Here is a 12,555-nt window from a genome sequence, read left to right on the forward strand (position 1 = left end):
TGAGCCCTCAACGGCCGGGCACCGTTCACGAGCGGGCCGTTCCACGCACCCGCCGACAACGCCGCGGCGCGGGTTTGTCACCATCCGCCAAAGTCCGGCCGCCGGTGCTCCGGCGTCGGGCCGGGCTCTTCCCAGGCGCGGCCCGCGTGCGTACCGTACCGGTCGGTAGGGGCCATCCACCGCGCCCCGCGTCCGCCGGGAGACCGCTCGGTGTGCGCCTCCGGGCCGTCGCCGTGCGGCGGACCCGCTCTCCGCAGCCATCCCGTCCACGGGCCCCCGCGCGCCGGAAGGACACATTGCCCATGACCGTCGATGCACGCGCCGCGACGAGGCGACCGATCCACTGGGCCGTGGGCGGGGCGCTCGTCGTCGCCACCGCGCTCGTCCCCGGCGCCGAGTCGGCCGCCGCCGAACAGAAGTCGGAGATCAGCCTCCGCTACGCCTGCCCCTTCCCCTCGGGCCCCGAGGAGGTGGACGTGACCGTCTCGGCGGTGCTGCCCACCTCCGTCCGCACGGGCGAGGAGATCCGGCCCGAACAGGTCTCCGTGGAGATCGGTCTGGAGCGGACGGCGCTCACCCGGTTCACCGACCTGGAGGCGGCCGAGATCTCGGCCGAGGCCCGGCTCACCGTCCGCAACACCTTGGGCGACCGGTCCGCCGACGCCTCGTGGGAGAACCTGACCGCGCCCGCGGTCGCCCTCCCGGAGCCCCCGGAGCCCCTGGAGTCCCCGGAGTCCCCGGAGTCCCCGCAGTCCCCGCAGTCCTCGGAGTCCTCGGAGTCCTCGGAGCTCCCGGACGAGGGGGGCGTGGTCCTCACCGCGACCGGAGAGGCGCCCACGGTGTCCTTCGGCAGCCCCGGCCGGGCGACCATGGAGCCGGCCGCGCTCGCCTTCACGCTCTCCTCGTTCCGCGACGACGGGGAGGCGACCACGCCCCCCGCCCTGGACGTCCTGTGCGAGCCGGTGGCGGACCAGGAGGTCCGACCGGTCGTCATCACGGTCCGCGGGGAGGCCGACCCGACCGCCCCCGCGCCGACGCCGACGCCCGAGCAGAGCGCGCCCGCCCCGCTCCCGACGCCTGCCCGACCGGGCGGCGCCGGACTGCCGTCCTCCGCACGGGAGAAGATCGACGCCCTCGCCCGGAAGCGGCTCGACGCCCTCGACGGCGAGCAACCCGACAGCTGCCCCTTCCCGGTCCCGCCCGAACTGGTCATGACGACCGCGCAGGCGTACGTCGCCGGGTACGCCAACGCCGTCAAGCTGAACGGCGCCGCCGCGCTGGGGCCCGCCTTCGTGAAGGTGGTGCTCAACAAGGTCTACATCAACGACCAGTGCGCCTCGACGGTCGACGTCACCTCCGAGGTCGAGTTCGAGTACGAGGGGCGCCGCCAACTACCGCCGGCCAAGGCCACGTTCCTCACCTACGGCTTCATGCCGACGACCGCGACCATGACCCTGGAGCAGGTCGGCCCACCGGCCGTCGTGCACTCCCACACGGTCACCAACACCGCCTCCTACCCGGAGGAGACGACGGTCACCGCCCAGCTCTCCATGCGCCTGTCCGACGTCGAGGTGAACGGGGTGCCGCTGGACGTCGGTCCCGACTGCCGCACCGAGCGCCCCTTCGAGCAGGTGCTCCGGGGGTACGGCCAGACCTTCCCGCCGTCCGGCTACCGCGTGGCGTTCGGCGGGCCCCTGACGGGGCGCGCGCACATCCCGCCGTTCCAGGGGTGCGGCGTCGGCGAGGACCTCGACCCGCTGTTCACCTCCGCCATCTCCAGCGTGGGCGAGAAGGCCGACAACTACACCAAGATGACGCAGGCGCCCCTGTGCGTGGCGACCGACCCGACGAGCGTGAACTGCCCCCCGAAGGCGCCCAAGCCCGAACGGTGAGCCGCCGGCACACCACCGCCTGAAGGAGAGGGCCCTTTCGGTCGCGCGTGACCGAAAGGGCCCTTCCCGTTGCCCGCAGGGACTTCCCGCCGGGGGCGGAATTCCTCACCATCCGACAAGTTCGACGCGCGGATCACTCACTCGTGGACAACCCTCCGGGGCAGATCCATTCTCGCCGAGGAAAATCCGTACCCAGTATTGCGAAGTCAGGTTACTGGACCGTAGCGTCCCAGATGTGCCGAGCGAAAACGCCTTCGCACCTGCTCGTTCGGCACGCACCGGCCCGGTTCGCCCCCATCCCGGTCCACCGAAAGCACCTCCCGGACGCCGGAGCGCTTGCGCACATGGCGACAAGGACGGCCTCCGGCCTTGTCACCGCATGACAAACGATCCGTCCCCGGCACCGCACGCGTCGATCTCCGCTGTTCAACGGCTTGCCCTCGCGGATTCGGCGGACATAGCGTGCGCCCCCCGGTGCATGTGCGACGGGCCGCCACCGCCTTTCTCAGAGCCGGAGCGCTTAACGATGACCACGTTCACCACCACCGCGAAGGAGGGGCCATGGGAATCGAGGTAGTCGTCGAGGGCCTGACGAAGTCCTTCGGCAAGCAGAACATCTGGCAGGACGTCAGCCTCACCCTGCCCGCCGGTGAAGTGAGTGTCATGCTCGGCCCCTCCGGCACCGGGAAGACCGTCTTCCTGAAATCCATCATCGGGCTGCTCAAGCCCGAACAGGGGCGCGTCCTCATCAACGGCGTCGACATGGTGAACAGCCCCGAACGCGAGATCATGGAGACCCGGAAACTCTTCGGCCTCATGTTCCAGGACGGCGCCCTCTTCGGCTCGATGTCGCTCTTCGACAACATCGCCTTCCCACTGCGCGAGCACACCCGCAAACGGGAGTCGGAGATCCGCCGCATCGTCATGGAGCGGATCGACATCGTCGGACTCCTCGGCGCCGAGGGGAAGCTCCCCGGCGAGATATCCGGGGGAATGCGCAAGCGCGCCGGCCTCGCCCGCGCCCTGGTCCTGGACCCGCAGATCATCCTCTGCGACGAACCGGACTCCGGCCTCGACCCGGTCCGCACCGCCTACCTCTCGCAGCTCCTCATCGACCTCAACGCGCAGATCGACGCGACGATGCTCATCGTCACCCACAACCTCGACATCGCGGCGACCGTCCCCGACAACATGGGGATGCTCTTCTGCCGCAACCTCGTCACCTTCGGCCCCCGTGAGGTGCTGCTCACCAGCGACACCCCGGTCGTCTCCCAGTTCCTCGCCGGACGCCGCGAGGGGCCCATCGGCATGTCCGAGGAGAAGGACGCCGCCACCCTCGCGGCCGAGCGGCTGGCCGACACCGCCCTCCTCCCCGCCGGACCCCGCACCGTCGTCCCGCAGTTGGAGCCCTCGCCCGGAATGCCGGTGCGCCAGGGCGCGCTGCGCCGCCGGGAGCGGGTCATGGCGATGATGGGCCGCCTGCCCGAGGCCGCCCGTACGGCGATCCTCGACAGCTACGCCCCGGCGGGAGGTGCCCGCGCGTGACCGCCCCGCTGCCGGTGCGGCCGCCCGAGCCGCCCGAGAAGACCCCGCCGCCCGCGCAGCGGCGCCCGTCGCGACTGCTCGCCCCGCTGCGGGAGACCGGCAAGCTGTTCGCGCTCGCCGTCGCGGTGAGCCGGGCGGTCTTCCGCCGGCCCTTCCAGGTGCGGGAGTTCATCGAGCAGTTCTGGTTCGTCGCCAGCGTCACCATCCTGCCCGCCGCCCTCGTCTCCATCCCGTTCGGCGCGGTCATCGCCCTCCAGGTCGGCTCGCTCACCCAGCAGCTCGGCGCCCAGTCCTTCACCGGCGGCGCCAGCGTCCTCGCGGTGATCCAGCAGGCGAGCCCGCTCATCGTGGCCCTGCTGATCTCCGGCGCGGCCGGGTCCGCGATCTGCGCCGACCTCGGGTCGCGCAAGATCCGCGAGGAGCTCGACGCGATGGAGGTCATGGGGGTCTCGCCCATCCAGCGCCTGGTCGTTCCGCGGGTGCTGGCCACCATGCTGGTCGCCGTCCTGCTGAACGGACTGATCTCCGTGGTCGGCACCCTCGGCGGCTACTTCTTCAACGTGATCATGCAGGACGGCACTCCGGGCGCGTACCTCGCGAGCTTCTCCGCCCTCGCCCAACTGCCCGACCTCTACATCAGCGAGTTCAAGGCGCTGCTCTTCGGCTTCATCGCGGGCATCGTCGCCGCCCACCGCGGCCTCAACCCGCGCGGCGGCCCCAAGGGCGTCGGCGACGCGGTCAACCAGTCCGTCGTCATCACCTTCATGCTGCTGTTCTTCGTGAACATGGTCCTCACGACGATCTACCTCGAGATCGTCCCCGCGAAGGGGAGCTGACCCATGGCGATGCTCAGCCGGCTCGACCGATCGGGCGACCAACTCCTCTTCTACGCCAAGGCCCTGATCTGGATCCCCCGCACGCTGCGCCGCTATCTGCGGGAGGTGCAGCGGCTGCTGGCCGAGGTCGCCTTCGGCAGCGGCGGACTCGGCGTCATCGGCGGCACCATCGGCGTCATGGTCGCCATGACCCTGTTCACCGGCGCGGTCGTCGGACTCCAGGGGTACGCGGCCCTGAACCAGATCGGCACCGCCGCGTTCACCGGATTCGTCTCCGCCTACTTCAACACCCGTGAGATCGCGCCCCTGGTGGCCGGGCTGGCCCTCTCCGCCACCGTCGGCGCGGGCTTCACCGCGCAGCTCGGCGCGATGCGGATCAACGAGGAGGTCGACGCCCTGGAGGCGATGGGCGTGCGCTCCATGCCCTACCTCGTCACCACGCGGATCATCGCCGGGGTCGTCGCGATCATCCCGCTGTACGCGATCGGGCTGCTCTCCTCGTACGTCGCCTCCCGCTACATCACCGTCCTGTTCAACGGGCAGTCGGCCGGGACGTACGACCACTACTTCAACCTGTTCCTCTCCCCGGACGACGTGCTGCTGTCGGTGCTCAAGGTGCTGATCTTCAGCGTGCTGGTGATCCTCGCCCACTGCTACTACGGCTTCCACGCCACCGGCGGACCGGCCGGCGTGGGCGTGGCGGTCGGCCGGTCGGTGCGCAACGCGATCGTCCTCATCAGCGTCACCGACTTCTTCCTCTCCCTCGCCATCTGGGGCGCCACGACGACGGTGAAGGTGGCCGGCTGATGCGCACACGGAACACCCGCGGCGGGGCGCGCACGGCCCGCCGCCGGCTCGCCGGGACCGCCTTCCTGCTGTCGCCCGCCCTCCTCGTGTGGCTCTCGCTCTCGGTGTACGAGAAGGACTTCACCGACGACGCCACGATCACCGTCCGCACCGGATCGGTCGGCAACGAGATGCACGACAACGCCGACGTGAAGCTCCGCGGAGTCGTCATCGGACAGGTCCGCTCCATCGCCACGGACGGCGACGGGGCCCGCCTCACGCTGGCCATCGACCCGGACGAGCTGGACCGCGTCCCCGCCGACGTCACCGCCCAGATGCTGCCCACCACGCTCTTCGGCGCGCGGTTCGTCGCCCTCGTCCCGCCCCGCATCCCCTCGGGCGAGACCCTGCGGGCCGGGGCGGTCATCCCGCAGGACCGTTCCAGCAACGCCATCGAGCTGGAACAGGTCCTCGACAACGTCCTGCCGCTGCTGACCGCCGTCAAGCCCGAGAAGCTCTCCGCCACCCTGAACGCCGTCTCCCGGGCGCTGGAGGGACGCGGCGAACGGCTCGGCGAGACGCTCGTCACGCTGGACGCCCACCTCAAGAAGTTCAACCCGCACCTGCCCACCCTCAACGCCGACATCAAGGAACTCGTCAAGGTGAGCACGCTGTACGCGGACGCTGCCCCGGACGTCCTGGACGCGATGACCGACGCCACCGTCACCAGCTCCACCATCGCCGACCAGGAGGCGGAGCTCGCCGCCCTCCACGGCGCCACCACCGCCGCCGCCCAGGACACCACCTCCTTCCTGCGGGAGAACGCGGACAACCTCATCCGGCTCTCCGCCGCCGGCCGCCCCTCCCTCGAACTCCTCGCCGAGTACGCCGAGTCCTTCCCCTGCACCCTGCGCACCCTGGCCGGGTTCGTCCCCGCCATGGACAAGGCGCTCGGCAAGGGGACGGACCGGCCCGGCCTCCACGTGACGATCAAGCCCGTGCCCGCCCGCGGCGCCTACGTCCCCGGCAGGGACGCCCCGGTCTACGGGGCCGCCGGCGGACCGCGCTGCTACTCGGTGCCGTACGTCGGTGAGCACGCCCCCACCGCCGTCACCCGGCGGACGGCCGACGTCACCGCGCCCGCCGGCCGGGACGGCGGCGCGGACACCGCGCTCGGCCTGCCCAACTCGCCCCAGGAGTCCCGGCTCGTCAACGAGCTGGTCGCCCCCTCGCTGAAAGTCCAGCCGCAGACCCTGCCCGACTGGAGCAGCGTGCTCATCGGTCCGGCCTTCCGCGGTGCGGAGGTGAAGCTCAAGTGAAACGCCGCTCGCTCGCGGGACCGGTCGTCAAGTCCCTCGTCTTCATCGTGGCCACCGTGCTGGCCACCACCGCCCTCGGGCTCTCCATCGCCAACACGGGCGTCGGGGACACCACCACGTACAAGGCGCGGTTCAGCGACGCCACCGGGCTGATACCGGGTGACAGCGTCCGCATCGCCGGGGTGAAGGTCGGCCAGGTCGAAGCCGTCCGGGTCGCCGACCGGCGGGTCGCCGAGGTCACGTTCGCCGTGCGCAGGGGCCGCAGCCTCCCCGCCTCGGTGACGGCGTCCATCAAGTACCTCAACATGGTCGGGCAGCGGTACGTCGACCTCGACCGGGGCGCGGGGCCGGTCGGCCGCACCTTCGCCGCCGGGGACACCATCCCGCTCTCCCGCACCACCCCGGCCCTCGACCTCACCCAGCTCTTCAACGGCTTCCAGCCCCTCTTCGAAGGGCTGTCGCCGCCCGACGTCAACCGGCTCGCCGGCTCCATCGTCCAGGTCCTCCAGGGCGAGGGCGGCACGGTGGACAGCATCCTGCGCCACGTCGGGTCGCTGACCGGCACCGTCGCCGCCAAGGACCGGGTGATCGGTGAGGTGATCGAGAACCTCAACACGGTCCTCAAGACGGTCAACGACCGCGAGGCGGGCTTCGACGACCTCGTCGTCACCCTCCAGAAGCTCGTCACCGGATTCGCCGGCGACCGCGAACCGCTCGGCGAAGCCGTCACGGCCATGGGCGCGCTCACCACCGTCACCGCCGACCTCTTCCAGGACGGCCGCAGGCCGCTCAAGGACAGCGTCCGGCAACTCGGGCGCGTGAGCGATCAGTTGGACAAGGGGCGCCCGCAGGTCGAGGACTTCCTCCAGAAGACCCCGGCCAAGATGGCGGCCATCACCCGGCTGACGTCCTACGGATCGTGGCTCAACCTCTACCTCTGCGAAGCCAAGGTCGCCGGCGTCACCCACGACGACGGCAGCGCCCCGCCCACCGGCATCGCGATCACCCAACCGAGGTGCCTGGCATGAGAATCACCCCCATCCGGGAGAGGAACCCGGTCGCCATCGGCATCGTCGGCCTCCTCGTCCTGGCCCTCCTCGGCCTCGCCGCCTGGCGCGCCGACGCCCTGCCCTTCGTCGACACGGGCACCGCCTACAGCGCCGACTTCACCGAGTCGGCCGGGCTGTCCGACGGCGACGAGGTGCGGATCGCCGGAGTCAAGGTCGGCGAGGTCACCGCGGTCTCGCTCGACGGACCCCGCGTCAGGGTCGACTTCCGGGTGAAGGACGCCTGGATCGGCGACTCCTCCACGGTCGGCATCGCCATCAAGACCCTCCTCGGCGAGAAGTACCTCGCCGTGGACCCCCTGGGCGATGCCCCCCAGGACCCCGGCTCCCGCATCACCACGAGCCGCACCACCTCCCCGTACGACGTCAACCAGGCGTTCAACGGGCTCGGGGAGACCATCGGGGAGATCGACACCGCGCAGCTCGCCAAGAGCTTCGAGACGATCTCGGACACCTTCGAGAACTCCCCGCCCCACGTCCGCAGCGCCGCCGACGGCCTCTCCGCCCTCTCCCGCACCGTCTCCCGGCGCGACGCGCAGCTCGCCACCCTGCTCCGGGGCAGCAAGCGGCTCAGCAGGACCCTCGCCGGGAAGAAGAGCAGCTTCGAACTCCTCCTGCAGGACGGGAACCTCCTCCTCGGCGAGATCAAGGCCCGCCGCGACGCCATCCACCTGCTGCTCACCGGCACCCGCGACCTCGGCGCCCAGCTCACCGGGCTCGTCGAGGACAACGACAGGCAACTGGGGCCGACCCTCGCATCGCTCGGCCGGGTCACCGCCGTCCTGGTGAAGAACCGCAGGAGCCTGGACAAGGTCCTCGCCACGACCGGCTCCTACAGCCGGCTCCTCGGCAACACCCTCGGCAGCGGTCGCTGGTTCGACAACTACGTCTGCGGCGTCGTCCCGAAGAACTACCTCCCCGCCGGCACGCCCCCGGCGGCCGGATGTATGCCACCCCGGCAGCAAGGGGGCCGCTGACATGAGACCAGCCCGCGTCATCGGCATCGGCGCCGGACTCGCGCTCGTCGCGGTCGCCGCCACCTCCGGCGTCAGCGCCCTGGAGGAGGACGGGAAGACCACCGTCACCGCCTACTTCGACCGGACCACCGGCATCTACGCCGGGTCCGACCTGCGCGTCCTCGGGGTCAAGGTCGGCACCGTCGACTCCGTCGAACCCCGCGGCAAGGAGGTCGAGGTCGTGCTCCACCTCGACCGGGGCGTCAAGGTGCCCGAAGACGCCCACGCCGTCGTCGTCGCCCCCAGCCTCGTCGCCGACCGCTACATCCAGCTCGCCCCCGCCTACGACGGCGGGCCCAGCCTCGCCGACGACGCCGTCCTGCCCGCCGCCCGCAACGCCACCCCCGTCGAGGTCGACGAGCTGTACGCCTCCATCACCGAGATCTCCACCGCGCTCGGCCCCGGCGGGGCCAACGCCGACGGGGCCCTCGCCCGACTGCTGGACACCGGGGCGAAGAACCTCGACGGCAACGGCAAGGCCATCGGCGACTCCATCGAGCAGTTCGGCAAGGCGACCCGCACACTCGACCGCAGCAGCGGCGACCTGTTCGACACCCTGGCCCACCTCCAGTCCTTCACCACCATGCTCAGGAAGAACGACGGCGAGGTCCGCACCGCCGAGCAGCAGCTCAACACGGTCACCTCGTTCCTCGCCGACGACAAGAAGAACCTCAGCGCGGCGCTGCGGGAACTGGGCGCCGCCCTCGGCCAGGTCAAGGCGTTCATCGCCAAGAACCGCGGCGCCCTCAAGAAGAACGTCGACGCCCTGGTCCCCGTCACCCAGGCCCTGGTCGACCAGCGCGCCTCGCTCGCCGAGGCGATGGACACCCTGCCCCTCGCGGCGGGCAACGTCCTCAACGCCTACGACCCGGCCAACCGGACCCTCCACGGCCGGGCCAACCTCAACGAGCTGTCCATGGGCGGACCGCTCGTCGACCCCTCGGCCGCTGCCGCCGCCGGCCGGCTCAGCGGCCTGGCCCCCGTCGGCGCCGACCGCCGCAAGGCCCTGCCCGTCCTGCCGCTGCCGGAAGTCGGCACGGTCTTCGGAACCCCCGAGAGGAAACCGGCCCACCGGGAACCGGACCGGAAGGAGGGGGCGGAACGATGAGCGACGCCCTGCGCAGACCCGCCGCGCGCGCGGCCGCCGGAGCGGTGGCCCTGCTCGCCGCCGGCGCCCTGATCGCCGTCCTCGCCGTCCGCACCGACGGACCTGCCTTCACCGGCATCGAGCAGATCCCGCTGCCCGGCGGCGCCGACCTCGGCGACCGGCCGTACGAGATCACCGCCGCCTTCGGCGACGTGCTCAGCCTCGCGCCGCAGTCCTCGGTCAAGGTCAACGACGTGTCCGTGGGCCGGGTCACCCGGATCGACCTCGCGCCGGACGGCTGGAGCGCCCGCGTCACCATGCGGGTCAACGGGAAGATCGAGCTGCCCGCGAACGCCTACGCCCGCCTCGAACAGTCCAGCCTGCTGGGCGAGAAGTTCATCCAGCTCACCCCGCCCCCCGCCGGCACCGCCCGCGGCTCCCTCGCGGCCACCGGCCGCATCCCGCTGGCCCGCACCAACCGCAACCCGGAGGTCGAGGAGGTCTTCGGCGCGCTGTCCATGCTCCTCAACGGGGGCGGCGTCAACCAGCTCAAGACCATCACCACCGAGCTGAACAAGGCGATCGGCGGACAGGAACCGCAGATCCGCTCCGTGCTCAACCGGGTCGACACCCTCGTCACCGATCTCGACGCCAACAAGGACGACATCACCCGTGCGCTCGACGGCGTCAACCGGCTCTCCGCCACCCTCGCCACCCGCAAGCGGGACGTCGGCACGGTGCTCACCGGACTCAGCCCCGGACTCAAGGTGCTGGAGAAGCAGCGCGGCTCCCTGCTGACCATGCTGCGCTCCCTCGACACCCTCTCCACCGTGGCGGTCGACACGATCAACCGGAGCAAGGCCGACATGGTCGCCGACCTCAAGGCCCTCGCCCCGACCCTCAAGGCGCTCGCCGACTCCGGCCAGGACCTCCCCGACTCCCTCCAGGTGCTCCTCACCTACCCCTTCACGGACGAGGTGCTGCGCGGCGTCAAGGGCGACTACCTGAACGTCTATCTGGACATGACGGCGCTGCCCGGCACCCGCATCATCCCGCCCCTCGTCCCCGGCGACCCGACGGACCCGCCGCCCCCGGCCGAGGGCGGCGACGCGGCGGCCGCCCCCCGCGGCCTCCCGCTGCCGCTGCCCGGCGTGTCCGCGACCTCCGGCACCGAGAAGGGCGGCACACCGTGATCACCCCCGCCATCCGGCTGAAGAACCTCGCCTTCCTCGTCATCGCCGCCCTCGTCCTCGGCTACCTCGGGGTGCGCTACGCCGACCTCGGCCAGTACGTCGGGCTCCGCGGCCACTACACCGTCACGGTCCAGCTCCCGCAGACCGGCGGCCTGTACACCCACTCCAACGTCACCTACCGGGGCGTCTCCGTGGGCCGGGTCGGCCCCATCGAGCTGACCGACGACGGGGTCGAGGCCGAACTGCGGATCGAGAAGGACGCCCCGCCGATCCCGGACAGCCTCACCGCCGTCGTCGCCAACCTCTCCGCGGTCGGCGAGCAGTACGTCGACCTGCGGCCCACCCGCGATGAGGGCCCGTTCCTGAGCGACGGCTCGGTGATCGACGCCGCCGACACCACCCTGCCCGCCCCGCCCACCGCCGTCCTCACCAGCGTCGACGACTTCGCCTCCTCCGTCGACCTGGAGTCCCTGCGGACGGTCGTGGAGGAGTTCGGCACCGCCTTCGAAGGGCGCGGCGACGACCTCCAGGTCCTCCTGGACACCAGCGGCGACTTCGTCGACGCCGCCGACGCGGCCCTGCCCGCCACCACCCGGCTGATGACGGACGGCGAGCGGGTCCTGCGCACCCAGGCCGAACAGGGGCAGGCCCTCAAGGGCTTCGCCTCCGGGGCCAAGGAGCTGGCCGCCGAGCTCAAGGGCTCCGACGCCGACCTGCGCCGCCTCATCGCGGCCACCCCGGACGCCGCCGTCCAGATCAGCGGGGTCCTGCGCGACCTCGACCCGGCCTTCGGGGTCGTCGTCGCCAACCTCCTCACCACCTCCGAGGTCGCCGTCACCCGCCAACGCGGCCTGGAGGAACTGCTGGTGAAGCTGCCCGCCGTCGTGGCGGCCGGAGCGAGCGCGATCGACGGCGACGGCGCCCGGCTCGGCATGGCCCTCACCTTCTTCGAGCCGCTGCCCTGCACGGCCGGCTACGGCGGCACCGTCTACCGCAACGGCCTCGACGTCTCACCCGGACCCGCCGTGAACACCGGGGCCCGCTGCACATCGTCGCCCGGCACCGGGGTCAACGTCCGGGGCAGCGCCAACGCCCCCAAGGGCGGCCCGGTCCCCGAGCCCGCCGTACCGGGCTCGATGCTGCTGCGCGACCCCGCGGACACCGGCGGCGCGAGGAGGGCCCCGTCCACCGGTGACCGGCTGCCCGGCGCCCTGGGCAGCCCGGCGGGGGCCGAGCCCCCGGCCGGCGGCATGGCCGGACTGCTGGGCCTGGGAGGCCGCTCATGACGCGCTCGCGCACCCGATCCCTGGGCGGTTGGGCGGTCCTGCTCGTCGCCGCCCTGGTCTGCGGGCTCGGCGCCTGGTCGTACGGTCAGGCGCGCGGCGACCGGTCCCTGTCCTACGCCAAGGCCCGCGACACCGCCCTGAAGCAGGGCGAACGCCATCTGGCGACCCTGAACAGCCTGGACGGCACGGACGCCGGACGGGTGGACGCCGGGTTGCGAGCCTGGCTCGACGCCTCCACCGGACCGCTGCGCGACCAGTTGGAGCGGACCGCGAAGGCCGACGCGAAGACGCTGACGGCGGCGGGCGACACCGCCCGCGGCGAGGTCACCGCGGCCGCGCTCACCGCGCTGGACGAGCGCACCGGCACGGCGGAGCTGATCGCCACCGTGGACGTCGAGGTCGCCGAGCGCACCGGCCCGGCCGGCGCCCAGCGCAAGCGCTTCGCCGCCGGCCTCGCGCGCACGGCGGACGGCTGGAAGGTCAAGTCGCTCACCGCGATCGGGACGGGCGGCGGGCGATGACGGCGAC

11 protein-coding genes are annotated in these 12,555 nt (G+C 71.9%); all 11 read left to right on the top strand.

Annotated elements, in window-relative coordinates:
• Positions 1-302 precede the first annotated feature (302 nt).
• The 11 genes from ACZ6EJ_RS00075 (at position 303) to ACZ6EJ_RS00125 (ending at position 12,548) form a co-directional block, all read left to right on the top strand.
• Positions 303-1,892: a DUF6801 domain-containing protein gene (locus ACZ6EJ_RS00075; protein WP_469263231.1), complete on the top strand. Its 1,590-nt coding sequence runs from the start codon at positions 303-305 to the stop codon at positions 1,890-1,892.
• A 561-nt stretch (positions 1,893-2,453) separates the two neighbouring features.
• A complete protein-coding gene (locus tag ACZ6EJ_RS00080) occupies positions 2,454-3,437 on the top strand; it encodes an ABC transporter ATP-binding protein (protein ID WP_469263233.1) in 984 nt (327 codons plus the stop codon).
• Positions 3,434-4,273, top strand: coding sequence for an MlaE family ABC transporter permease (locus tag ACZ6EJ_RS00085; protein WP_469263235.1), 840 nt, complete (start codon positions 3,434-3,436; stop codon positions 4,271-4,273). Before ACZ6EJ_RS00080 ends, ACZ6EJ_RS00085 begins: the two co-directional genes overlap by 4 nt.
• 3 nt (positions 4,274-4,276) lie before the next feature.
• Entirely contained in the window at positions 4,277-5,080 is an 804-nt protein-coding gene (locus ACZ6EJ_RS00090) for an MlaE family ABC transporter permease (protein ID WP_469263236.1), read from the top strand.
• Positions 5,080-6,378, top strand: a complete 1,299-nt coding sequence (locus ACZ6EJ_RS00095) for an MCE family protein (RefSeq protein WP_469263237.1) — start codon at positions 5,080-5,082, stop codon at positions 6,376-6,378. The genes ACZ6EJ_RS00090 and ACZ6EJ_RS00095 overlap by 1 nt, the downstream gene beginning before the upstream one ends.
• Complete coding sequence (locus ACZ6EJ_RS00100) at positions 6,375-7,406, top strand: MCE family protein (RefSeq protein WP_469263239.1); 1,032 nt, start codon at positions 6,375-6,377, stop codon at positions 7,404-7,406. Before ACZ6EJ_RS00095 ends, ACZ6EJ_RS00100 begins: the two co-directional genes overlap by 4 nt.
• Positions 7,403-8,422: an MCE family protein gene (locus tag ACZ6EJ_RS00105; RefSeq protein ID WP_469263240.1), complete on the top strand. Its 1,020-nt coding sequence runs from the start codon at positions 7,403-7,405 to the stop codon at positions 8,420-8,422. The genes ACZ6EJ_RS00100 and ACZ6EJ_RS00105 overlap by 4 nt, the downstream gene beginning before the upstream one ends.
• 1 nt (position 8,423) lies before the next feature.
• Positions 8,424-9,569 (top strand): MCE family protein, encoded by a 1,146-nt coding sequence (locus ACZ6EJ_RS00110; RefSeq protein WP_469263242.1) that lies wholly within the window; start codon positions 8,424-8,426, stop codon positions 9,567-9,569.
• Positions 9,566-10,741 carry an MCE family protein gene (locus ACZ6EJ_RS00115; RefSeq protein ID WP_469263244.1) on the top strand — a complete coding sequence of 392 codons (1,176 nt, stop codon included), beginning with the start codon at positions 9,566-9,568 and terminating at the stop codon, positions 10,739-10,741. Before ACZ6EJ_RS00110 ends, ACZ6EJ_RS00115 begins: the two co-directional genes overlap by 4 nt.
• On the top strand, positions 10,738-12,027 hold the full coding sequence (locus ACZ6EJ_RS00120) for an MCE family protein (protein WP_469263246.1): 1,290 nt from the start codon (positions 10,738-10,740) through the stop codon (positions 12,025-12,027). The genes ACZ6EJ_RS00115 and ACZ6EJ_RS00120 overlap by 4 nt, the downstream gene beginning before the upstream one ends.
• Positions 12,024-12,548: a hypothetical protein gene (locus ACZ6EJ_RS00125; RefSeq protein ID WP_469263248.1), complete on the top strand. Its 525-nt coding sequence runs from the start codon at positions 12,024-12,026 to the stop codon at positions 12,546-12,548. Before ACZ6EJ_RS00120 ends, ACZ6EJ_RS00125 begins: the two co-directional genes overlap by 4 nt.
• Positions 12,549-12,555 lie beyond the last annotated feature (7 nt).

The sequence above is a fragment of the Streptomyces sp. NPDC041970 genome, from assembly GCF_055588985.1.

What these genes read in the sequence shown, in the direction of transcription:
- ACZ6EJ_RS00080 (WP_469263233.1), top strand. Translation starts at nt 2,454, where the DNA reads ATGGGAATCGAGGTAGTCGTCGAGGGCCTGACGAAGTCCTTCGGCAAG.
- ACZ6EJ_RS00105 (WP_469263240.1), top strand. Translation starts at nt 7,403, where the DNA reads ATGAGAATCACCCCCATCCGGGAGAGGAACCCGGTCGCCATCGGCATC.
- ACZ6EJ_RS00110 (WP_469263242.1), top strand. Translation starts at nt 8,424, where the DNA reads ATGAGACCAGCCCGCGTCATCGGCATCGGCGCCGGACTCGCGCTCGTC.
- ACZ6EJ_RS00125 (WP_469263248.1), top strand. Translation starts at nt 12,024, where the DNA reads ATGACGCGCTCGCGCACCCGATCCCTGGGCGGTTGGGCGGTCCTGCTC.
- ACZ6EJ_RS00115 (WP_469263244.1), top strand. Translation starts at nt 9,566, where the DNA reads ATGAGCGACGCCCTGCGCAGACCCGCCGCGCGCGCGGCCGCCGGAGCG.
- ACZ6EJ_RS00095 (WP_469263237.1), top strand. Translation starts at nt 5,080, where the DNA reads ATGCGCACACGGAACACCCGCGGCGGGGCGCGCACGGCCCGCCGCCGG.
- ACZ6EJ_RS00090 (WP_469263236.1), top strand. Translation starts at nt 4,277, where the DNA reads ATGGCGATGCTCAGCCGGCTCGACCGATCGGGCGACCAACTCCTCTTC.
- ACZ6EJ_RS00075 (WP_469263231.1), top strand. Translation starts at nt 303, where the DNA reads ATGACCGTCGATGCACGCGCCGCGACGAGGCGACCGATCCACTGGGCC.